The organism is Bacillus sp. NMCN1, from assembly GCF_002998085.1.
Lineage (GTDB): Bacteria > Bacillota > Bacilli > Bacillales > Bacillaceae > Bacillus.
In genome coordinates, this window is sequence record NZ_PVQL01000001.1 from 354,394 (window position 1) to 375,549 (window position 21,156).

The following is a 21,156-nucleotide window of genomic DNA, read 5'->3' on the forward strand; positions in this document are numbered from 1 at the left end:
AGAATGAGATTAAAAAATAAAATCCAGCTTTATACATCGTTGTCCTTGTTTTTAATGGTGCTGCTGTTTCATACAGCCATTTATTTTATTTTTTCGATGACCTTGACGCAAAAAGATATGTCCCGGCTGTCTGAGGTCGCTGAAAATATTGCCATTGCTTTAAAAAAATCAGAAGAAGAGGGTCTTCCATCCTCGGAGCTGCTGAAGGCGTACCTGCCTCAAAATGGCATGATCCGTGTCGTGACAGAAAAGGGTGAGTCAAAGCTGACTGTCACAAAGGAATCAACGTTTAGCTCACTGCCTTTTACATATGAAACTGGTCAGACAGCAGAAATAAAAGAATACAACAAGCATATGATTGCGTTCGCTGCGATTCCGGTCATTTGGACAAATGGAGAGATTGTGTCGCTTCAAGTATATGAAGAAATCGAAAATACGGAAGAGAATTTGGCGTTATTAAGAATGATTTTAATCGCTGCTGGCGTTTTAATTATAGTGCTTTCCTATTTTGCTGGCCACATTTTAACAAAACAAATCGTACGCCCTATTAGTAGAATGACGAGCACCATGAAGGCAAGTATGAAGGAGAAGGCGTTTAAGCGAATCAAACTAGCAGGCGATTCAAAGGATGAATTGTATCAAATGGGACAAACCTTTAATGAAATGTCAGAAATACTCGAGAAGCATTATGAGAAAGAGCAGCAATTCTTGCATGATGCCTCTCATGAATTGAAGACCCCGATTACCGTCATTATGAGCTACAGCAATTTACTAAAGCGCTGGGGGCAAACACGTCCAGAAGTTATAGAAGAATCCTCCCAAGCGATTCATGATGAAGCGAAAAAAATGAAAAGGCTGACAGATCAATTATTAACACTTGCGAAAAATGGTCAGCCGCTTTACTTGGACATGAAGCCAGTTGATCTTGGTCATTTATGCAAGCAGGTATGTCATACACTTGAAGTCGCAACCAATCGAACCATTGATCCTGATGTGCAAACAGATCAGCCGCTCGTCGCTGAGGGGGATGAAGAGAAAATCAAACAGCTTTTGACCATCTTGATTGATAATGCAGTTAAATATAGTACAGAGCCAGTTGATGTGACCTGCGGATGGGCGGGAGAGAAGCCGTTTATTTCAGTCGTTGACCATGGGATTGGCATAAAAGAAGAGGATCTGCCGAAAATCTTTGACCGCTTTTTTCGTGTGGATGAAGCGAGAAACAGTGAGACGGGCGGAACCGGACTTGGTCTTTCAATTGCGAAGCAAATTGCGGAAGAGCACGGGGCAGAACTGAAGGTGGACAGTCGTATCGGCGAAGGGACAACCATGACCATTCTTTTTCAGAAATAAAATAGGTCTTTTCTCATCAATTTCTCATTTCCTCCTTATAAAATAGGAAATAGGAAGGAGGCGCTGCATGTCTAGAAAAACGAAAATGGTGCTTGCGCTCGCAGGATGTCTCGTCGTTCTTGCAGCCTTTGCAATGCTCATGATTCAAACCATTGATCAAAAAATATTAAGTGAAGCAGAAATCAAAAAAATCATCGCAAAAGACTACAATGGAAACATTACAAATATTGATTTAATCAATCATAAACAGGACTATACCTTGACGCTGGAAAATTCAAATGGGATCTATCAAATCATTGCATCTTCCGCAAGCGGTCAAATGAAAGAAATCAAGCAGTTAAAAAGCTATCAAAAGCCAAATGAAAAAAATGCTGAGCTTCTGGCAGAAGAAGCGGCTGTTAAAAAAGTAAGCGGTACTGTCATTCAAAAGAAAGAAAAGTCCGATCGTTTTATTTTTACGATCCAATCAAAAAAAGAATTATATCAAGTCGATGTCGAGAAGCAAACGTTTAAGGTGCTTGAAGCAGAAAAGAAAAGCCCTACCTCTAAAGAAAAGAAAATGACAAAAATCACGGTCGAAGAAGCCATCCGAATTGCGGTAAAAGAAGTCGGAGGGACAGTGGATGATGCAGATCTTGAAACATTTAGCGGTATGCTCGTCTTTGAGGTGGAGCTGGATTTGCCTGACGGGCGAGAGGCAGAGGTGCTTGTGAACGCATATACAGGAGACATTGAAGGTATTACGTACGAAAACTAATCCTTTTCTCATGATTTTCTCATGTTTCTTTCCTTTCTTTATCATCTTGTTTCTTTAAGATAAAGGAGAAATCAATCAGAGGAGGACATGAACATGATGAAAAAAGTACTAGTAGCTACAGCATTAACAGGAACTCTTGTCGCAGGTGGTTTCACACTTCAAGCGCAAAATACAAATCAAACAGCAAACGCCGAGCAGGTGGTGCAAAAGAAATCATCGTTTGTCTCAAAGAAACAAGCTGAAAAAGCAGCATTAAAAGTTGTGAAAGGCTATGTGGATGATGTGGACCTTGAGCGTAAAAAAGGAAAATGGGTGTATGAGGTCGAGATTAAAAAAGGCGGCTTTGAATATAAAGTATATGTCGATGCCAAAACAGGAAAAGCGCTGAATGATCCAGTCAAAGAAAAGAAACAGAATGTGAAAATCACTAAAAAGCAGGCTGAACAAATTGCCCTTGCAAAAGTAAAAGGCACAGTTACAGATTCTGATTTAGATAAAGAAAATGGTGTGTACTTGTATGAAGTCGAAATCACCACACCAAACGGCGAGGAAGTTGATTTTGAGATTTCCGCTAAAACAGGCAAAATCCTGAAGCAAGAATGGGATGATTAAGTCATCACCAAACCTTACACTTTCATGTGTAAGGTTTTTTCATTGGGACAAACTACGGGAAAGGAGGCGAGAGAATATGAAGAAAAAAGAAGAAGAGCAGACAATGGACCATGCGGAATATGTTCCGCATCCTGATGGAGAAGGATATGCTTTGTTTTTGCATGATTCCTTTCATCTCCTCTCCCAAGAGGACATGAATCAGCCAGAAGAGGAATAAAAGACATGAAAGGGCGATGGTCAACTTTGTCTATCGCTCTTTTTTTGAAAAGTAAGCGAATACATAAGGAAACTTGGCATCTTGCTTATTGACATCACTGCGCTTTTTCTGTAATCTCAGTGTGTCAACAATATGAGACTTCGTTAGGTGAGGCTCCTGTATGGAGATACGCTGCTGCCCAAAAATGTCCAAAGACGCCAATGGGTCAACAGAAATCATCGACATAAGGTGATTTTTAATGCAGCTGGATTTTTCCTATGCCATACAGTGCTAAAGCTCTACGATTGAAGGAGTAAGTGTTTATTTTGTCATGCTTACAAAGCGCCTTCATTCGGTTGAAGGTGCTTTTTTATGAGAAAAGGAGGTGTGGGGATGGATCATCCCGATTCGAGACACATAGAGAATATGTCAAAAGATCAGATTGAGACATCAGATAGAGGAGATCCTGACCCCCGCACATTCTAAGGGATTCGGGTATCTCCTGACTTTGGGGAGGTAACAGCGATGATACAAAATATTACGTACGATGAACTCATTTTACGCATCATTATTTTACTAAGAGATGGAAAACGAAAAGAATTTAAAAACATCATGGAAGAACTTCAGCCATATGATATGGCCTACTTATTTAAAGAGCTTCCAGAAAAACACCGCGGCCGCTTCCTTAGCTTTTTACCAGTCGATGACGTAACAGAAATGATGGGTGAGCTGGAGCGGGAATACCAAGAAATCGTTCTTGAAAAAGTAGGGAAAGACAAAGCTACCTTCGTTACAAACAAAATGGATAACGATGATCTAGCCAACTTGTTTGATGAGATGGAGGATGAACTAAAGGATCAGCTTTTATCTAACATGGAAGCAGAGGAATCAAAGGCCGTCCAGCTTCTCATGAATTACCCTGCTGAGACAGCGGGCCGGATCATGACCAACCGGTACGTTTGGATTCCTCAGCATTATACGGTGCAGGATGCCGTTGTGAAGTTGAAAAGCTTTGCTGAAATTGCAGAATCAATCAACTATTTATATGTGATTAATGATCAAAAACAGCTTGTAGGTGTTCTCTCATACCGTGACCTTATTTTAGGTGAACCGGATGAAAAGGTGCAGGATCTCATGTTTACAAGAGTCATTGCTGTTGGAGCCTTTCAAGATCAGGAGGAAATCGCAAAGCTGATTGAACGGTATGATTTTCTTGCCATTCCTGTTGTGGAAGAAAACAATGTCCTAGTCGGAATCGTTACAGTCGATGATATCATTGATGTTGTCATTCAAGAGGCAGGCGAAGACTATGAGAAGTTTGCTGCCTCTGGTAAAGATATCACGTTTGAAACGCCGTCATTTGTAGCGGCATACCGCCGTCTTCCGTGGCTCATTTTGCTCTTGTTCATTGGGCTGATTTCAGGCAGTATTTTAAATTATTTTGAAGATACCCTTCAGCAAGTTGTTGCTTTAGCGTTCTTCATGCCGATGATTGCAGGTATGACAGGGAATACAGGTACACAGTCTCTTGCGGTCGTTATTAGAGGCCTTTCAAAAGAAGAATTAACGAAAAAAACCATCATGCGCCTTATTTTTAGAGAACTGAGAACAAGTATTTACATTGGGATCGTCTGTTCCATTATTATTACAGTCGTCGCAATGGTTTGGCAGGGCAATATGATTTTAGGTTTTGTTGTCGGCTCCTCACTCCTTGCAACACTGATTATTGGGACAATGGCAGGTACGGTCGTGCCGATTATTTTACACAGATTAAACGTGGACCCAGCCATTGCATCTGGCCCGCTGATCACAACATTGAATGATATTTTATCCTTACTGATCTATTTTGGAATTGCAACAGCATTCCTTCATACACTGATGTAGCAAGAGGACTGTAAAACATAACGTTTTACAGTCTTTTTTGAATAAAGATTTGCATATAGCGCTTCCATCCTTTACATTTTAAGGAGAAGGTGGGAGAGAAAAATGAAGAAGCTTTTATTCATTATGGTATGCATTGTATTGCTGAGTGCATGTTCAAGGGAAGACGAGGGGAAAGACAGAAGACTGGTGGCAGCAGAGCATATGATTCAAGCGATTACCGAAGGAAATAAACGAAAAATAGAAAACATCTATGTTGAAGGCGCTGTCCCAAGTCCAAAGGACATTCTAAAGCTGAAAAAAGAATGGGGCATAGAGACGCTTTCTTATGAAGATTTTCAATTAGAAGAAGCCAGCATTCATGTTTTTCATGCGAATTACGAAGATGAAAAAACAGGGGAGAAAAAGGCACTTGCTCTGCGGGTAATAGAAGATCCTGAAAAAGGCGGTGTACGGATTGACTTTGTAGGGGTCGTTGAAGGAACTGACGCTTCCTCTCAATGAAAAATTTTATTAAAAGACAAGGTATAAGCTAAAATGCTTTTATTTAAAAGGATAGAAGAGCTGAAAGAACTTCGCTCTATCTATCCTCTTTTTTACTACAAATGACCTGATCACATATGAGTTATGCCTATTAACTCCATAAATCGTGAGAGGGCACTGGTCATGTACGAATCGCGGCGCCTTATAAACACAGTGGGCACTATTCTATGTGGTTCCGGTAATGGATGGCAGGTAAATCTGCCTTGCATCCGAGATTCAACCATAGATTTTGGTAATACGGTGACTCCTAGCCCGTTTTCAACGCATTTAAGCACGCCCTCTAAAGTGCCATATTCCATTACCTTCATAGGAGGGTAGCCATTGCTCTCTAACCATTGCTGCCAACGCCCCAAATAGATGCAATGCGCAAATGACGAAAGTAATGGTTCATGTAAAATTGATTCTACCTGGAATTCCTCCTGGGAGTAGCTTGTAATCAGAACAAGGGATTCTTCCAATACAGGGTACTCAATAATGTCCGGGTGAAGAATTGGCCCATCAACCAATGCACCGTCTACCTTGTAGTTGAGAATAGCACTAACCTGATCTACAGTAGGTGCCATATACAAGCTCAATTCTACTTGTGGAAATTTCTTGTGATATTCTGTAAAAATGATTGGCAATCTTGTAGAAGCAGTTGACTCTATAGATCCAATGTGTAAAGTTCCCCGCGGAGTAGAGGAAAGCTTTACTGCCTCAATCGCTTCTTCGTAATTATAGAGTAATTTATTTACATATGGCAATAGTTCACGTCCTGCAGGCGTTAAGGATATCTTCTTATGATATCGATAGAGAAGAGGAACACCTAATTCTTGTTCAAGACGTTGGATTCGTGCAGTGACATTGGACTGCACATAATTTAATTTCTCAGCAGCTTTTGTAATACTCTGTTCAATAGCTACTGCTTTAAATATTTCCAAAGATTTAATATCCAAAATAACGCTCCTTTTTTGCATCACAAATTGTGATGAACCATACACTATTTTTTGATTTTACGTGATGCAATAGAATAAGTAAACTTAATGATATAAGAGGTTGATGCTAAATTGTGTCCCTTGGTATCTGATTGTGAGGAGGAGAATTACTTTTAGCTAGGAAAAGATAAAACAGACGTTTTCAAGTAAATAAGGAGGGAATCTATTGATTTCAAAGATTAATGTCCAAGAGAAATTTTTGCAAATAAAGGATTATTGGAATCCGAAAATAAGCGGAGAGTTGAACGACTCATACATTAAAATGGTAAAAATTAAGGGTGAATTTATTTGGCATCACCATGATGACGAGGATGAAATGTTCTTTGTATGTAAAGGAAATCTAGTCATCCGTTTTAGGGATAGAGAAATAGCTCTTAATGAAGGGGAGTTTCTTGTGATACCAAAAGGAATTGAACATCAGCCAATTGCTGAAGAAGAAGTTCATTTGCTCTTAATTGAGCCAAAAACGACTCTAAACACGGGGAATGTGGTCAATGAACGAACTGTTTCGATTCCTGAACGAATGGATGAACACTAGATCGCCTGCACTTAACAGGTCTTTAGTTGAAAAAGAGGCAGCAATCGCTGTCTCTTTTTATTGCTTTATCGATTTTTGTACCGAAAGTGTGCATTAATTTGGCCTTCCAGCATTTTTTTCTTATATTGTCCGCTTTTTAATGCCTGTTCTTTTTTCTTCATGTCTTTCAAAATCTCCGCTGTTTGCACACCGTCTTCTCGTTTATTGGCGATGTCCATTAAACGTTCTACATCAGAAAAAGAATATTTACGCGTGCCTCTTGTTGAGCGCTGGGGGTAGATGAGTCTGCGTTCCTCATAATATCGGATTTGCCTGACGGATAGCCCTGTTAATTCACTGACAATCCCGATTGAAATGACTTTTTTATCTTTATAAGATACATCTTCCTGCGTCATATACTCACCCCTGCAAGTCTTTTCTTCATATTATACAGAACGAGAAGGAAAAAAACCTATCATTTGTTAGAAAATATAACACAAAAATAAAAAAACGAAAAAACCATGGGAGGAAAGATAACAACAAATGTGAAATGAGTGTTGCGCGTGCATATAATGATGATGAGTTGAAATAGGAGGAGGAGCAAATGATGGAGCAAAAACAGATCATCTGTATGGCAAAAGAAATCATCGCATTAGATATGAAGAGGGATGAATTACTGGAGCGATTCATGCAGGCTGCAGGTCAGAATGCGCATGCTCTTCTAAGAGCCGTACAAAATGATTTGTATAAAAGATCTTCATAAGCATTTGGTCCAGATCACTTGATAGGAGGGGATAATCGGTGCGGCGTATCTTAACAGAAGCTTTAGCAAAGGAAAGACATTATTATACGAAGCAGCTCTGTTCATTAGGAGTTTATAGCCTTGATGCGGCCAAAAACATGACAATTAGTGACTTGAAAAAAGAGTATCATTTCTTTTTCAACAAAACAGAGCGTGATTTGTGAAAATCCCTTGAAATGTGCGTATGTCACATAAAGGGTTCTTTTTTTTGTGCTTAATATTATAGCAATATTGAATTTTGTAGAAATTTGACGAATGCAGTGTAAGGAAATGTAGAGCCTTTACAGATTATGTTAAAATATGTCGCATCTTGATGGTTTGCTAAAAAAGCTTTTTTTCGAGATGATTGTGAAAAATAAGAAGGATTTTAAAAGTTTATATCGAAATCTTATACATAACACGAATGGAGTCACTTATGTGGTTGAAAGGGTTTTCAAAAACGTACTTCTATTTTTTACGAAAGGCTCCAACTGCACCGCAAGAAAGCCTTGAAGTTAAAAAAATATTATAAGAGGTAGATATGTGATGAGACTATCGTTTAATGAAGAAGAAGTAGAACGTTCAATGACGCTTTACAAGGTTTTTGCAAGAGCATTTAAAAGCGTTTCAGAACACAGCATTAGAGACAGCAAAGAGCATGGATTTAATCCAACTGAATTTGCCGTTCTTGAATTGCTGTACACAAGAGGGGCTCAAAAGCTTCAGCAAATCGGCTCAAGACTCCTGCTTGTCAGCGGGAATGTGACGTACGTAATTGACAAATTAGAACGAAATGGTTTCATTGAAAGAGAGCAGGACCCAAAGGATAAACGGTCGGTTTATGCCCATTTAACGGATAAAGGGCGCAGTTATCTTGATAAGATTTACCCGATTCATTCTCTTCGGATTGCACGTGCATTTTCTGGACTGACGCGTGAAGAACAAGAGCAATTGATTAGTCTATTGAAAAAAGCAGGCATCCACAGTCAACATTTATTATTTAGATAGAACGAAAAGGTGCCATGATTGGCACCTTTTTTATGTGTCCAGCTGATGCGCCGGATAGGCAATGAATTTTTCGATATCGGTTGCTGGAAGGGGCTTTGCATAATAAAAGCCTTGCAGGTCGTCACATCCTTGCGCAGATAAAAGCTGCGCCTGCGCAAAGGTTTCAACACCTTCTGCTATGACTTCGAGAGATAATTGATGTCCCATCGCAATAATGGCCCCTGTAATCTGTTCAGATTTCGAATCATTTAAAATATCTTCAATGAATGATTTGTCGATTTTCAGTCGATGAATGGGCAAATCCTTTAAATAGCTTAAGGAGCTATGACCTGTACCAAAGTCATCAATACTAATGCGAACGCCCAGATGTTTCAGTGACGTCAGCACCTGTTTTGATTGCTTGATATTGTCCATTGTCATACTTTCTGTCACTTCAAGCTCGAGCAGTGACGGTGTCAGGTCGTATTTTTTCAGTGTCAGCTTAATCAAATCAATTAAGTCTTCAGAATTGAATTGTTTCGCAGATAAATTGACAGCCACTGGAATTTCCAGCCCGTTTTCATACCACGTTTTAGCCTGCCTGCATGCGGTATCAATGACCCATCTGCCAATATCAATGATCAGCCCTGATTCCTCTGCTAACTCAATAAAAGCCTCAGGTGATTTTAAGGAACCATCTGGTGCCTTCATTCTTAAAAGGGCTTCAACGCCAGTCATCTTTCTCGTTTTCGCACTGATTTGCGGCTGGTAATGGAGCACAAACTGTTCTCTCTGAATGGCATCCCGCAATTCAAGCTCTCGATTTAACCTGTCTTCACTTGATCTTTCCATTGATTCGGTAAAGAACTCATAACGGCTTTGCTTATGTTTTTTGGATAAATACATCGCCATATCGGCTTTCCTCATTAATTCCATTCCATCTTTGCCATTTTGAGGTGAGATGGCGATCCCAATGCTGATAGATGTAATAAGCTGATGGTTCTTGATAAAAAAAGGACGTTCAAATTGACGAATGATATTTTGAGAAAGCTGTTCGATTTTCTGTGTGTCATGTCCCATGTCAGGGAAGATCATTAAAAATTCATCCCCGCCCAGTCTTGCTATAAAGCCGTTGTCTGGTAAACATTGCGTCAGTCTGTTTGCAGCTGCTTTAAGAAGTAAGTCCCCTATGTTATGACCAAGTGCATCATTAATAATTTTAAAACGATTCAAGTCAAGAAACAGAACAGCCGTCGATGTTCCTGTCTTTTCTTGAGCGGAGAGAACATCTTTTAAATGGTTGATGGCGTGGCGCCGATTAGGAAGCTCAGTTAACGCATCATAATGTGCCATGACATGAATTTCTTTTTCTGCAATCCGCTGCTGCGTTAAATCTTTTAAGACAAGATAAATACTGTCAAGAGTATTGTTGACATGAACAGGTATGTAAGTGACATGATAATAATAAAAGCGATCTGCTGCTTTTAGTTCTGCTTCACGTGTGATGGCTTTTTTTGACTCGTAAATAAATTCCTCCCACATTTCAGTCGGCATCACGTATTGACTGACATCATCACCAATCCAAGAATTGCACATTTTTAGGATTTGTTTACCTGAGTCGTTTGCAGAAAGCACCTTTCGATTGACAGATAACACAATAATGCCATCGATATTATGTTTGATGAGCGATTGGAACCGCTGTTCATTTTCCTTTACCTTATCTGACTGCTTCATGATTCGATGATCAATATAGGCACCAAAGATCATCATTGTTTGTACAATCAGTGTCATTAAGCCGATGAAAATCGACAGACTGAATGGCGACATTTCAAGAGAGCCGCCTGCAGCGGACTGCCCATCTGAATGAAAAAACATAGTAGAAGCAGCTATACCGGTATAATGCATGCCAGAAACAGCCCCGCCCATCACGAGTGCACCAGCTATTTTCAACAGATGATCCTTCTGCTTTTTCTCGGATCGATGGAGCCGAAAAAAGAGATGCAGCGAAAAGAAAGACGCTAGCGCAGCAATGAAAAACGAAAGAAAAAAGAGGACTGGATCATAGCTGATTGAGACATTGGCCATTGATTCCATTCCAAGATAATGCATGCTGCAAATAGCTGAGCCCATGGTGATTGAACTAATGAGCAGCCGACTTGTGGAGAGCTGCTCTTGGATGCATATTGTGAATGCGATCAAGGATCCGACAAATGATGCCAAAACCGATAAAATCAGTAAGGGTGTTTCATATGTGATGCCAGCACGCACGTGAAATGCCATCATGCCAATAAAATGCATCATCCATATGCCCATCCCCATGATCATTGCAGCAATGACCAGCCATACCTTTTTCTTTGCACCGCTTGACTGTGCCACTCGGCTGGCTAAATGAAGAGCTGAGTAGGAGGCCACAGCGGCGACAGCGACTGACAGAAAGACAAGCCATCCGTTGTAGCTTCCTGTTAAATGGGTCATGTGAGAAAACCTCCAGTATCTTAAAACAGACGTATACTTAATATATCGGATCGAATGGCTTCTGTGTTCACTTTTCCTTCACTTAAATACCACAATCAACGTTTTTTTCACCTGTCTTTTATAGTAAAATCAAATTTAATGTAAAAAAAAGACGAAAAGTGAATCGTTTCTTCGGTTTTATTCGTTTAATATATGGGTGTGATTCTAAAAGAGATAGAATCAGTCACGATTATGTGTGAAAGGGATTGATAAACATCGAAGATTTTATTATTTCTTTAGCTGATGCCTTTAAGAACTTGTCGTACTTTGGCATCTTCCTTGCATTATGTATTGAATTTGTTCCTGCTGAAGTGGTTCTGCCTCTTGCGGGTTACTGGGTCTCAGAAGGGGACATGGCCTTCATCGGTGTTGTGGCTGCCGGCTCCATTGGCGGCGTGGCTGGCCCTTTGACCTTGTACTGGTTAGGGCGTTATGGCGGCAGACCCTTTTTAAATAAATATGGGAAGTACTTTTTTGTCAAACCGGAGTCGCTTGATAAATCGGATGCCTTCTTTGAAAAGCATGGGGGATTCGTCGCCTTTAGCGGCCGGTTTATTCCAGGGGTCAGAACGCTTATTTCCATCCCGTGCGGTATTGCCAAGATGAATGTGTGGGTCTTTTGCTTGTATACGTTTTTGGCGATTACGCCCATTACATTTGTTTATGTGTATCTTGGGTTTGTGCTCGGGGAGAACTGGAAAGAGGTTGGCGCTATGTTAGATCCATATCTCCTGCCGATTGGGATCGGGATTGTGTTGTTGTTCGTGATGTATATATGGCTGAAACGTAGAAAAAGAAAAACAGAAACACCAACTGCCTAATCACTGAATCGAAGTGAAAGTCACCCGTTGACAATCTAGTGTCTATTGATTATGATATAAGTAATCTAAATATTCTTAAATCCCACCAAAGGGGAGTAGCGTCCGGTTTTTTACCGGAAACAAAGTCGTCATTACATGGACTTAAGTTCCATCGGCTTTGTTGGCATGATTCTACATATCACATGTCTAGCAAGACCTTTGCCATTACAGGCAAAGGTCTTTTTTGTATTCATAAGCCTTTGTCTGTTGTGGGACAATAGATAAAAACAAGGAGGAATGATGATGGATGCAGCAATTATTTTAGAGTACGGGTGGGTTCTTCTCGTACTGATTGGATTAGAAGGGATTTTAGCAGCTGATAATGCGCTGGTCATGGCTGTGATGGTCAAACACCTTCCTGAAAAGCAAAGAAAAAAGGCATTGTTTTACGGACTTGCGGGTGCGTTTGTCATGCGATTTGGTTCCCTGTTTCTTATTTCGTTTTTAGTGGATGTGTGGCAAGTTCAAGCCATTGGCGCAATTTATCTTCTTTATATTTCCATTCACCATATTTTAAAATCGCACGTATTTAAGAAAAAGGAATCAGACACAAACATGAAGCAAAGCGGCTTTTGGGCAACAGTCGTAAAAGTCGAGCTTGCCGACATTGCTTTTGCTGTAGATTCCATCTTAGCGGCCGTCGCATTAGCCGTGACATTGCCAAAAACGAATCTTCCGCAAATCGGCGGACTTGATGGCGGTCAATTTATTGTCATTCTTTTAGGTGGTATCATCGGTCTTATCATCATGCGATTTGCAGCTACTGTCTTTGTGAAACTGCTTAAAACAAGACCGAGCCTAGAAACAGCAGCCTTTGTCATTGTTGGATGGGTTGGTGTAAAGCTCACACTTTATACACTGTCACATCCAGCCATTGGTATCGTGTCCTCTCATTTTATTCATTCAGTATTATGGAAAGTGATTTTCTGGACAGTGCTTCTCGCAATTGCAGCATTTGGCTGGTTTTTATCAAGTCCATCAAGAAAAGGCGGGCAAGAAAACAAGGAAAAACAAGAGGGACGCCTAGAAGAGTAGGTTTTTTGAAAGAAATATCATTTCATTTTCATAACACGTATATTACAAATAAGGGGGAGATACCCCCTTATTTCTTTGCTTTTAGACGAAATATTGTAAAGTAGATGATGACATACATGTCACAATTGAGTAACAGGAAATGAATTCCTCATTTCTTCCTTTGCGCTTCCCTCATAAATTAGCTATCATAAATGAGTAATATAGGGAGAACTGAGGTGAAACCATTGCTTAGCCTTTTGTTTAAAAAAGGAAAGAAAAAGCAAACATTAGAGCAGTCGGCTATCAGTATTCAACAAGGTGATATCGAGCTGCAAAATGCATTAATAGAGCAATACAAACCATTTGTCGCTAAGACGGTTTCATCCGTTTGTAAACGATATATAGATGAAAAAGATGATGAATTCAGCATAGGCTTAATTGCCTTTAATGAAGCGATAGAAAAATACTCTGCCGAAAAAGGAAATTCACTCCTTGCTTTCGCGGAATTAATTATTAAAAGAAAAGTGATCGACTATATTCGAAAAGAAGCGAGAAATGCGCCAACGGTTCAAATGGACCTGCAAGAAAGTGAAAATGGCGAGTACTCTCAAAGCATGATTGAAGCAGAGCTGTCTACCAATGAATATAGGCGTTTAATTGAACAAGAACACAGAAGAGAAGAAATTGAACATTTTAAAGAACGATTGAAAGTATACGGTCTCACGTTTCAAGAGCTGCTTGAACATTCACCAAAGCATGCAGATGCCAGGCAAAATGCCATTAAAGTAGCCCACACACTCGTTGAACACGATGAGCTCAGAACCATTTTATTTCAGAAAAAACAATTGCCAGTCAAACAGCTGGAAAAGCTAGTGGAAGTCAGCCGTAAAACGATTGAAAGAAATAGAAAATATATCATTGCGATGGCGATCATTATGACGGGTGATTATGTGTATTTGAAAGATTACCTTAAAGGGGTGCTTAATTCATGAGAAGAGGCATTATAGTAGAGAAAAACAAAAAATATGTCACGCTGCTGACCCCTGATGGACAATTTCTGCGGACAAAATATGAACAGCAAGACTATGAAATCGGTCAAGAAGTGACATTTCCGAATGAATCGCGTCTCGAAAGAAAAAGAGCCGGTTTTTTTGACCTGCTTCGTTTACGTCCGTTAAATGCAGGAATCCTATCAATCGCAGCGATTATTGTCGTGATTTTTACTATGATGCCATCTTTCTCAAGTCAAAAAGCATATGCATATATGACGATTGACATTAATCCAAGCTTTGAACTGAAGCTTGATCACAATTATCAAGTGATCGGTGTCACACCACTGAATAAAGATGCGAAACAAGTACTTTCCAGTATGAAGGATTTGGAAAAAAACGACATGACCAAAGTCGTGCAGGAAATCATAGACGACTGTGACAAAAAAGGTTACGTGAACCACTCTAAGAGCATTTATATTTCAACGGTTTATGAAAACAAGCAGGACCATACATATAAAACCAACGTCAAAAGCAAAATTAACACCATCTCTGGTGAATATCAAAAGCGCGATTACAAGCTAGAAACTGTGGAAAGTGACCTGGAAACAAGAGAAAAAGCTCAAAAGGCAGGCATTTCAACAGGCACATATATCAGAAATCAAGAAATGCAAGACAAAGAACAAGAAGACATTAAAAAGGATGAAGATGCAGCAGAGAGTGATGCTGTCAAAGAAGAAAAGCCTAAAAAAGACGATGAAGATCAAGCAGACAAAGACAAACAAGAAGACGTCAAGACAGACGATAGCGAAGAAGTGAAGCCAGATCAAGAGGCTCCTGAAGCTGAAGACAAAGAGCAGAAGGAACTAGAGAGGGAAGAGCAAGGATCTGTTCAAAAGCCTCACCAAACAAAACCTGATGATGAAAACAAAGACAATCAAATAAAGGAAGAAAAGGAACGCTCTTTCGATAAAGAACAAAAAAAAAATCACTCAACGGAACCTGATGACAAAAGGAATCCAAACGGCACATCACGTGGTGGCGCTGAAAAGCACGCAAAAAAAAACGACAGGGATCAGAAACGGCCGTCCGCTGAACGAAAAAAAGAACATATGAAGCAAGGAAAAGGTGCACCATCCCCATATCGTGAGAACCGGTATGAGCACACATATGAACAATAAAAAAACGCCAGAATAGCTCCGGCGTATTTCACCATGTTTTTATTTAGATTGATTGCCCATTTGTGATTGAGCCTGTTGAACGAGTCTTTTTGTAATTTCACCGCCAACAGAACCGTTTGCACGTGCGACTGTATCTGAACCGAGAGTCACGCCAAATTCTTGAGCGATCTCGTATTTAAATTGATCTAATGCTTGTTCTACTCCAGGAACAAGAAGCTGATTTCGATTTGCCATGTCCATATTCCTCCTTTCACCTCATGTTTGTTGCGCCTTCTTATTTTGAAGAAAACGGCGTACAATTATGCTGGCAATTGCTGCACAAAGAACCGAGGTGATGATTCACCTCGGTTCTTCTTTAATCCTGATGCTGCAGTGTATAAAACATCATTTCTTGTGACGTACTTTGCAAGTGCGAAGTAAAGACAGAAAAGACGGTTGAGTTGAGAATGCCTTTGATCAAATGCCATTGATGCTGTGTTAATTCTGAAAAATCTTCACGAAGCTGATCTGTCTGCTCCTCAGTCATTTCTCGTAAATTTGTTTCCTTTAACGGAAAATGAGTATGATGATAAATAAAATCAAGGACATGCGCATATGCTTCATAAAAGCGCAGTGGACTAATAATATCATCTGTTCGATCTGTGATCGTGTTAAATAAGGCAGATAAGATCATGCGAATGGCATCAAAGTCAAAAACTGATTTTAAATCCCTGACAATTAATAAAATAACGACCTGATCAATGGAGTACTTTTTGCCAAGCTCTGGATGACCAATCATATCTTTAATATCACGTTTGATCCAATTTTGAATCGCTGTCGATTTAAGAGACGTTAGCTCACACAAGTTGCCAAGCTCAACAATTTCATTTGTAGAAAGACCGTGCTCTGATTTTTGCTTCCGCCGTTCGAGCTTTTCAAAAAACGAAGGGATTTTTAACTCATCATATTCATGATCCTTATCGCCCTTTACAGATAGATTCAAAAGCTGAAGCGGAGTCAGATCTCCCTCTCCTTTTAGAGAATATAGAAGTCTCGTCATGTCAATTCTCGTTAATTTAAAAGTCACCATGTTCCACCTCATTTGTACGTCAAAAACGTGATTATTGATCTAATTCAACATCATAATCTCTTTTTGATGAAAATGCAAAATAAACTAAAATCCAGGATGCGGCGTCACAATTTGTTCACTTTTCAGCTGTAGCAAATGTCGTAAATATTGAAGTGACGGGGCTTAAGCCGTTATGATAAACAGAAGGAATGATTCCTTTTTCCTTGCAATTTGAGACGTTTATTTTTATAATTTTATTAATAAGTTCAAATGAACTTAATATGACAGCGGAGGTTATGTATGGGTAAAAGAATATTTCTGTTTATATTAACGAACATTCTTGTTATCACTACGATTGGTATTGTACTATCGGTTATTAGTGCAGCAACTGGTGTTGGTTCTTATATAGGAGCAGATGGTGGAATTAATTTTGTGGCATTGCTAGTATTCAGTGCAGTTGTTGGTTTTGTTGGCTCGTTCATGTCACTTGCGATGTCTCGCTGGATGGCAAAAATGATGATGGGTGTGCGTGTGTTAAACCCTGAAAAGGATTCATTAACATATGATGAGCAGCAACTTGTTGACCGCGTGCACAGATTATCAAGAGCAGCAGGCCTTTCTAAAATGCCTGAGGTTGGTATTTATCAATCATCTGAAGTAAATGCTTTTGCGACAGGTCCTTCTAAGAGAAGATCACTTGTTGCGGTTTCCACTGGATTGCTTCATGAAATGGATGATGCAGCAGTTGAAGGTGTAATTGCTCATGAAGTTGCTCACATTGCGAACGGTGATATGGTGACAATGACGCTGCTTCAAGGGATCGTCAACACGTTCGTTGTCTTCCTTTCAAGAATTGCGGCATGGATCGCAAGCCGCTTTGTTCCGCGTGAAGAGCTTGTGCCGATTGTTCATTTTATCGCTGTGATTGTTTTCCAAATCATTTTCTCTATCCTAGGAAGCCTTGTCGTGTTTGCATATTCTAGACACCGTGAATTCCATGCAGACCGCGGCGGAGCTGACCTTGCCGGTAAAGATAAAATGATTCATGCGCTTCGCTCACTTGAGGCGTATACGTCAAGAATCAAAGATGATGATCAAACAGCAGTTGCTACGCTTAAAATCAGTGGTAAACGAAAAGCTTCTCTTTTCTCAACACACCCTGATTTAAACGAAAGAATCAGAAGACTAGAAGCAAAATAAGAGAGACGAAAAGACATTCTGTTACAGGATGTCTTTTCTTTTTTGATGAAAAAGTAAATAAAGCATAAAATATCTTTAAAATCATGTCTCTTTTCATTAAAATGATAAGTATTGAAAAATGAAAGTTAAAAGAAGGAATGACAATGAACCCAATTAAAAAACTAATTGACCGGCTATCGGCTTTCCAGCTGATTGCCCTTTATTATTTTCTCGCTGTGACCGTCTCATTTATTCTTCTAAGTTTGCCAGTCGCTCATCAAGATGGGGTGAAGTGGACATTTATCGATGCATTATTTACGGCAGTGAGTGCGGTAAGTGTCACAGGACTCACTGTTGTTGATACCTCGCAAACATTTAGTGTGGCAGGTATGTGGATCCTTGCGTTTGTCCTGCAAATCGGAGGTATCGGCATTATGACGCTCGGTACCTTTGTGTGGATTGTCACGCGAAAAAGGATCGGGATTAAAGAAAGAAAGCTCATCATGGCAGATCAAAACCAGAGCAATTTATCAGGAATTGTGAAATTAATGAAGCAGGTCTTATATTTAATTTTGCTCATTGAGTTTGTAGGCGGTCTGATTTTAAGCATGTATTTTCTCAAATATTACGATGTGCAAGGAGCATTCTTGCATGGCTTCTTCTCAAGTATTAGTGCGACCACCAATGGGGGCTTCGATATTACAGGGAATTCGCTCATCCCTTACAAAGATGATTATTTTGTCCAATTTATTACGATACTGCTGATCATCTTTGGAGCGATTGGCTTTCCTGTGCTCGTGGAAGTAAAGGATTACTTATTTAATCAGGACCGGAAGCACGCATCGTTCTCATTGTTTACAAAAATCACAACGATTACGTTTGGCGGTCTTGTCGTTGTTGGAGCGATTGGAATATATGCACTTGAAGCTGGGTTCAGCTTCCTAGGGAAAAGCTGGCACGAAATCTTGTTTTATTCTTTCTTCCAATCGACCGCAACAAGAAGCGGGGGTCTGACAACATTAGATATTACCCAGCTAACAGAACCGACACTCTTATTTCTATGTATGCTTATGTTTATCGGAGCTTCCCCAAGCTCAGTGGGGGGCGGAATTCGGACAACCACGTTTGCCCTTAATTTACTCGCATTGTTTCATTTTGCTAGGGGAAATAAGTCCATTAAAATCTTCAAAAGAGAGCTTCATCAAGCGGATATTAACAAATCCTTGATGGTGACGATGATGGCCTTTATTTTGGTGTTTGGCGCTACGTTCCTGTTATCCTTATCTGAGCATAATACACTTCTAGAAAATTTATTTGAAGTTTGCTCTGCATTCGGAACAACAGGGCTATCGCTAGGAATCACCTCTGACCTTACGGTGTTCGGTAAATGTATCATCATGGTCGTCATGTTTATTGGACGGATCGGCATTCCAAGCTTCTTATATTTAATTGGCCGAAGAGAAAGCGAAGCGAATTATCATTATCCGAAAGAGCGCGTCATCATCGGCTAAACAGCATTCCGAGCGAATGCTGTTTTTTAATTAATTTCCATTATCTAACTGGCTAAATCACGCGAGATGTTCGCAATCTATAGGTAAGAGGTGAACGAGACGTGCTGGATGTAATATGGAAAGCAATTGTCATGCTGCTAGTTGGTACCTTGCTGCTGAGAATAGCAGGGCCTAAATCCATTAGTCAATTAACTGTTCAACAAACAGTGATCATGATTTCAATCGGATCGATTATTATCCAACCCTTTATTGAGCACAATTTACTTGAAACGATTTATGCCGCCGCTACATTTATCATTGCACTCGTCATCATGGAAAAATTGTCTATCCAATCTGATTTCTTTGAAAAATTGGTTTCAGGGAAATCTGTGGTCATTTTGCAGGATGGAGAAATGCTTGATCACAAGCTGAAGAAAACGAGGCTCACAAGGGATGAATTCAAAATGCGCTTAAAGCAGCAAGGCATCACAGACATCAGCTGTCTCAAAAAAGCCAGCCTAGAAGCCAATGGACAAATTGGCTATGAGTTAAAGCCAGAGGAAAAGCCCGTGACGGTCAAGCAAATGAAGGAACTTCTAGAACAATTAAGAGAAGAATTAAACATGTTAAAAAAGGACTGATTTCAAATGAAAAGAAAAGCAGCGAAAAATGAAGCACTGACAAATAATATGACACCGACAGAAAGCATGGCACATGATCAAGGACAAACCCAATTTGATGAACAATCAAGAGATCGTCAGGCAAACCGAAATTCTCACAAAGGGAAACAAGGGGGAGCATCTCGTGACTAAAAAGCATGTGAAGAGCAAGGACATGAAAGACCATAAAAAGCCAATGGACCCAGATATCTTAGAAGAGGAATTTGGCAGTGAGCTTGGAGATATCAACAGCAGCAAATGGATTGATACGCTTGTAAAACCTAAGAAAGATGCTGAATGTCACAATGGACAGCAAAATAAAAAATAGAAAAAAACGATCCTCGCGGGATCGTTTTTTATTTGATATAACTGCCTTGCCTGCCAGTGATTGTTCGCATGAGATTGGTCATTTTGAGCTCAATCACTGGCTGTGCAACGGATTTAACAAAGGTGCTAGACAGTGTAAAGGTTAATAGAATGGTCAGCAGCAATAACATCAGTATACTTGCTGCATTCAGGGCCCAGTCATCAAACCAAGTCGTTCTCAGCAGCTTGATCACAAAGCCATGTAATAAATACACATATAACGTTCTTGTGCCCCATTTCGTAAAGAAGAAACGGCGTGTTGGCACTAATGCAAAGAAGCTGAATGTAGCGCCGAATGCAAGCAGGTACCATGCCATTCGTTTCATTGCCGCAATCATTCCTTCATCTCCAAGAGAAGCATATGACTGTGACCCAAATAAGAAGGAATAATCAAATTCATAGAAATAGCAAAACAGGAATACAGCCATTAATACAAGGAGTGCTACCAGCTTTCCTTTGCTTGTACGGATGAATTCAAAATGCTGCTTTTTTAAATAGAAGCCAGCTAAAAACATCGGCAAAAAGACAAACGTACGCGATAAGCTGAGTGTATTGCTGATGCTGTCCACGTAACCGACAAGTAACGCAATCGACAAACTGACGATCATCGCCCAGTGAAATGGCAGTTTAGAAAAAGGAATGAGCAGCAAATTCCAAAAGAATAAACTAATTAAAAACCATAAAGACCATTGCGGATCAATTGGATTTAAATTGGCCATGCTTTGATCCTGCAAGAGATAATAGTAAACTGAATAGATCACCTGAAAAATGAAATATGGGATGATCAGCTTAATAGCGACTTTTTTCATAAAACCTGGCTTTCTAAACCCTTTTGCAAAGAAGCCGGAAACCAAGATAAAGGCGGGCATATGAAAAGTATAAATAAACTTGTATAAATAGAGCATCCAATCATTATCATGAATGAATGATCGTAACAAATGACCAAAAACAACTAGAAAAATCAGAAGAAATTTCGCATTATCAAAATAACTATCTCGTGAAGATGCCATAACATCACCTTTCCTGCTTGATTTTAAACATAAATGTTCTACGTGCACTGTTCCCGTATTTGCCCCATTTTAAAATACATTTTGGCTCATTTCGCTATTTGATGTGAAATTGTAGAACGGTTGTAAAAGAAGCGTAAGAAAAGAGAATCGAGGTTCGATCCTGTCATCCAAATGAAATAAATGAGACAGTCTTCGTGTAAAAAGTTATCTTTTTTTATGAGTCGAATGAAGGAACAATGAAAATA

At 39.7% G+C, this 21,156-nt stretch carries 25 protein-coding genes and 2 riboswitches; of the genes, 19 read left to right on the forward strand and 6 right to left on the reverse strand.

Going from position 1 to position 21,156, the window contains the following annotated elements; all coding sequences use genetic code 11:
* Positions 1–3 precede the first annotated feature (3 nt).
* From C6W21_RS01940 to C6W21_RS01965, 6 genes are all read left to right on the forward strand, one after another.
* The gene (locus C6W21_RS01940; protein ID WP_106049108.1) at positions 4–1,353 is read left to right on the forward strand and encodes a sensor histidine kinase; all 1,350 of its coding nucleotides are present in this window, start codon (positions 4–6) and stop codon (positions 1,351–1,353) included.
* Between the two features lie 67 nt (positions 1,354–1,420).
* The gene (locus tag C6W21_RS01945; protein WP_106049109.1) at positions 1,421–2,110 is read left to right on the forward strand and encodes a PepSY domain-containing protein; all 690 of its coding nucleotides are present in this window, start codon (positions 1,421–1,423) and stop codon (positions 2,108–2,110) included.
* A 93-nt stretch (positions 2,111–2,203) separates the two neighbouring features.
* A complete protein-coding gene (locus tag C6W21_RS01950) occupies positions 2,204–2,722 on the forward strand; it encodes a PepSY domain-containing protein (protein WP_106049110.1) in 519 nt (172 codons plus the stop codon).
* 76 nt (positions 2,723–2,798) lie between these two features.
* On the forward strand, positions 2,799–2,939 hold the full coding sequence (locus tag C6W21_RS18935; RefSeq protein ID WP_003212346.1) for a hypothetical protein: 141 nt from the start codon (positions 2,799–2,801) through the stop codon (positions 2,937–2,939).
* A 132-nt stretch (positions 2,940–3,071) separates the two neighbouring features.
* A riboswitch (M-box (ykoK) riboswitch) is annotated at positions 3,072–3,235 on the forward strand.
* A gap of 208 nt (positions 3,236–3,443) precedes the next feature.
* Positions 3,444–4,802: a magnesium transporter gene (mgtE, locus tag C6W21_RS01960; protein ID WP_106049112.1), complete on the forward strand. Its 1,359-nt coding sequence runs from the start codon at positions 3,444–3,446 to the stop codon at positions 4,800–4,802.
* Between the two features lie 102 nt (positions 4,803–4,904).
* On the forward strand, positions 4,905–5,303 hold the full coding sequence (locus C6W21_RS01965) for a metal ABC transporter substrate-binding protein (RefSeq protein WP_106049113.1): 399 nt from the start codon (positions 4,905–4,907) through the stop codon (positions 5,301–5,303).
* Between the two features lie 110 nt (positions 5,304–5,413).
* Here C6W21_RS01965 and C6W21_RS01970 read toward each other — a convergent pair whose 3' ends face one another.
* On the reverse strand, positions 5,414–6,277 hold the full coding sequence (locus C6W21_RS01970; RefSeq protein WP_106049114.1) for a LysR family transcriptional regulator: 864 nt from the start codon (positions 6,275–6,277) through the stop codon (positions 5,414–5,416).
* Between the two features lie 205 nt (positions 6,278–6,482).
* Between C6W21_RS01970 and C6W21_RS01975 the strand changes: the two genes are divergently transcribed.
* On the forward strand, positions 6,483–6,854 hold the full coding sequence (locus tag C6W21_RS01975; RefSeq protein WP_106049115.1) for a cupin domain-containing protein: 372 nt from the start codon (positions 6,483–6,485) through the stop codon (positions 6,852–6,854).
* Between the two features lie 65 nt (positions 6,855–6,919).
* Here C6W21_RS01975 and C6W21_RS01980 read toward each other — a convergent pair whose 3' ends face one another.
* On the reverse strand, positions 6,920–7,249 hold the full coding sequence (locus C6W21_RS01980; RefSeq protein ID WP_012009715.1) for a MerR family transcriptional regulator: 330 nt from the start codon (positions 7,247–7,249) through the stop codon (positions 6,920–6,922).
* 191 nt (positions 7,250–7,440) lie between these two features.
* Between C6W21_RS01980 and C6W21_RS18940 the strand changes: the two genes are divergently transcribed.
* The 3 genes from C6W21_RS18940 (at position 7,441) to C6W21_RS01990 (ending at position 8,622) form a co-directional block, all read left to right on the forward strand.
* Entirely contained in the window at positions 7,441–7,596 is a 156-nt protein-coding gene (locus tag C6W21_RS18940) for a hypothetical protein (RefSeq protein WP_189318131.1), read from the forward strand.
* A 38-nt stretch (positions 7,597–7,634) separates the two neighbouring features.
* On the forward strand, positions 7,635–7,799 hold the full coding sequence (locus C6W21_RS01985) for a stress protein (protein WP_106049116.1): 165 nt from the start codon (positions 7,635–7,637) through the stop codon (positions 7,797–7,799).
* 358 nt (positions 7,800–8,157) lie between these two features.
* Positions 8,158–8,622 (forward strand): MarR family winged helix-turn-helix transcriptional regulator, encoded by a 465-nt coding sequence (locus tag C6W21_RS01990; RefSeq protein ID WP_095408317.1) that lies wholly within the window; start codon positions 8,158–8,160, stop codon positions 8,620–8,622.
* 30 nt (positions 8,623–8,652) lie between these two features.
* Here C6W21_RS01990 and C6W21_RS01995 read toward each other — a convergent pair whose 3' ends face one another.
* Positions 8,653–11,076, reverse strand: coding sequence for a bifunctional diguanylate cyclase/phosphodiesterase (locus tag C6W21_RS01995; protein ID WP_106049117.1), 2,424 nt, complete (start codon positions 11,074–11,076; stop codon positions 8,653–8,655).
* Between the two features lie 245 nt (positions 11,077–11,321).
* Between C6W21_RS01995 and C6W21_RS02000 the strand changes: the two genes are divergently transcribed.
* From C6W21_RS02000 to C6W21_RS02015, 4 genes are all read left to right on the forward strand, one after another.
* Positions 11,322–11,936: a DedA family protein gene (locus C6W21_RS02000; protein WP_106049118.1), complete on the forward strand. Its 615-nt coding sequence runs from the start codon at positions 11,322–11,324 to the stop codon at positions 11,934–11,936.
* A 78-nt stretch (positions 11,937–12,014) separates the two neighbouring features.
* Positions 12,015–12,187, forward strand: a riboswitch (yybP-ykoY riboswitch).
* Between the two features lie 31 nt (positions 12,188–12,218).
* Positions 12,219–13,010, forward strand: coding sequence for a TerC family protein (locus C6W21_RS02005; protein ID WP_106049119.1), 792 nt, complete (start codon positions 12,219–12,221; stop codon positions 13,008–13,010).
* A gap of 215 nt (positions 13,011–13,225) precedes the next feature.
* The gene (sigI, locus tag C6W21_RS02010) at positions 13,226–13,981 is read left to right on the forward strand and encodes an RNA polymerase sigma factor SigI (protein ID WP_034662939.1); all 756 of its coding nucleotides are present in this window, start codon (positions 13,226–13,228) and stop codon (positions 13,979–13,981) included.
* The gene (locus C6W21_RS02015; RefSeq protein ID WP_106049120.1) at positions 13,978–15,159 is read left to right on the forward strand and encodes an anti-sigma factor domain-containing protein; all 1,182 of its coding nucleotides are present in this window, start codon (positions 13,978–13,980) and stop codon (positions 15,157–15,159) included. The genes sigI and C6W21_RS02015 overlap by 4 nt, the downstream gene beginning before the upstream one ends.
* A gap of 39 nt (positions 15,160–15,198) precedes the next feature.
* On the opposite strand, the gene C6W21_RS02020 is transcribed toward C6W21_RS02015, so the two are convergent.
* Positions 15,199–15,393, reverse strand: a complete 195-nt coding sequence (locus C6W21_RS02020) for an alpha/beta-type small acid-soluble spore protein (RefSeq protein ID WP_003211343.1) — start codon at positions 15,391–15,393, stop codon at positions 15,199–15,201.
* A 121-nt stretch (positions 15,394–15,514) separates the two neighbouring features.
* Positions 15,515–16,228: a DUF1836 domain-containing protein gene (locus tag C6W21_RS02025; protein ID WP_106049121.1), complete on the reverse strand. Its 714-nt coding sequence runs from the start codon at positions 16,226–16,228 to the stop codon at positions 15,515–15,517.
* Positions 16,229–16,507: 279 nt separating this feature from the next.
* Between C6W21_RS02025 and htpX the strand changes: the two genes are divergently transcribed.
* From htpX to C6W21_RS02045, 5 genes are all read left to right on the forward strand, one after another.
* On the forward strand, positions 16,508–17,407 hold the full coding sequence (htpX, locus tag C6W21_RS02030; RefSeq protein WP_106049122.1) for a protease HtpX: 900 nt from the start codon (positions 16,508–16,510) through the stop codon (positions 17,405–17,407).
* A gap of 143 nt (positions 17,408–17,550) precedes the next feature.
* Positions 17,551–18,897 carry a TrkH family potassium uptake protein gene (locus C6W21_RS02035; RefSeq protein WP_106049123.1) on the forward strand — a complete coding sequence of 449 codons (1,347 nt, stop codon included), beginning with the start codon at positions 17,551–17,553 and terminating at the stop codon, positions 18,895–18,897.
* A 101-nt stretch (positions 18,898–18,998) separates the two neighbouring features.
* Entirely contained in the window at positions 18,999–19,517 is a 519-nt protein-coding gene (locus tag C6W21_RS02040) for a DUF421 domain-containing protein (protein ID WP_106049124.1), read from the forward strand.
* Positions 19,518–19,523: 6 nt separating this feature from the next.
* Complete coding sequence (locus tag C6W21_RS18945) at positions 19,524–19,688, forward strand: hypothetical protein (protein ID WP_087975542.1); 165 nt, start codon at positions 19,524–19,526, stop codon at positions 19,686–19,688.
* Positions 19,681–19,863, forward strand: a complete 183-nt coding sequence (locus C6W21_RS02045) for a hypothetical protein (RefSeq protein WP_106049125.1) — start codon at positions 19,681–19,683, stop codon at positions 19,861–19,863. The genes C6W21_RS18945 and C6W21_RS02045 overlap by 8 nt, the downstream gene beginning before the upstream one ends.
* Before the next feature lie 28 nt (positions 19,864–19,891).
* Here the strand turns inward: C6W21_RS02045 and C6W21_RS02050 are convergent, their stop codons facing one another.
* A complete protein-coding gene (locus C6W21_RS02050) occupies positions 19,892–20,911 on the reverse strand; it encodes an acyltransferase family protein (RefSeq protein WP_106049126.1) in 1,020 nt (339 codons plus the stop codon).
* Between the last annotated feature and the right edge of the window lie 245 nt (positions 20,912–21,156).

Excerpts from the sequence above, each read along its gene's own strand:
- C6W21_RS18945 (WP_087975542.1), top strand. The coding sequence starts at position 19,524 with ATGAAAAGAAAAGCAGCGAAAAATGAAGCACTGACAAATAATATGACA.
- C6W21_RS01980 (WP_012009715.1), bottom strand. The coding sequence starts at position 7,249 with ATGACGCAGGAAGATGTATCTTATAAAGATAAAAAAGTCATTTCAATC.
- C6W21_RS02025 (WP_106049121.1), bottom strand. The coding sequence starts at position 16,228 with ATGGTGACTTTTAAATTAACGAGAATTGACATGACGAGACTTCTATAT.
- C6W21_RS02050 (WP_106049126.1), bottom strand. The coding sequence starts at position 20,911 with ATGGCATCTTCACGAGATAGTTATTTTGATAATGCGAAATTTCTTCTG.
- mgtE (WP_106049112.1), top strand. The coding sequence starts at position 3,444 with ATGATACAAAATATTACGTACGATGAACTCATTTTACGCATCATTATT.
- C6W21_RS01965 (WP_106049113.1), top strand. The coding sequence starts at position 4,905 with ATGAAGAAGCTTTTATTCATTATGGTATGCATTGTATTGCTGAGTGCA.
- C6W21_RS02015 (WP_106049120.1), top strand. The coding sequence starts at position 13,978 with ATGAGAAGAGGCATTATAGTAGAGAAAAACAAAAAATATGTCACGCTG.
- C6W21_RS18940 (WP_189318131.1), top strand. The coding sequence starts at position 7,441 with ATGGAGCAAAAACAGATCATCTGTATGGCAAAAGAAATCATCGCATTA.
- C6W21_RS02035 (WP_106049123.1), top strand. The coding sequence starts at position 17,551 with ATGAACCCAATTAAAAAACTAATTGACCGGCTATCGGCTTTCCAGCTG.
- C6W21_RS18935 (WP_003212346.1), top strand. The coding sequence starts at position 2,799 with ATGAAGAAAAAAGAAGAAGAGCAGACAATGGACCATGCGGAATATGTT.
- C6W21_RS01950 (WP_106049110.1), top strand. The coding sequence starts at position 2,204 with ATGATGAAAAAAGTACTAGTAGCTACAGCATTAACAGGAACTCTTGTC.
- C6W21_RS02020 (WP_003211343.1), bottom strand. The coding sequence starts at position 15,393 with ATGGCAAATCGAAATCAGCTTCTTGTTCCTGGAGTAGAACAAGCATTA.
- C6W21_RS01940 (WP_106049108.1), top strand. The coding sequence starts at position 4 with ATGAGATTAAAAAATAAAATCCAGCTTTATACATCGTTGTCCTTGTTT.
- C6W21_RS01995 (WP_106049117.1), bottom strand. The coding sequence starts at position 11,076 with ATGACCCATTTAACAGGAAGCTACAACGGATGGCTTGTCTTTCTGTCA.
- htpX (WP_106049122.1), top strand. The coding sequence starts at position 16,508 with ATGGGTAAAAGAATATTTCTGTTTATATTAACGAACATTCTTGTTATC.
- C6W21_RS02005 (WP_106049119.1), top strand. The coding sequence starts at position 12,219 with ATGGATGCAGCAATTATTTTAGAGTACGGGTGGGTTCTTCTCGTACTG.
- C6W21_RS01945 (WP_106049109.1), top strand. The coding sequence starts at position 1,421 with ATGTCTAGAAAAACGAAAATGGTGCTTGCGCTCGCAGGATGTCTCGTC.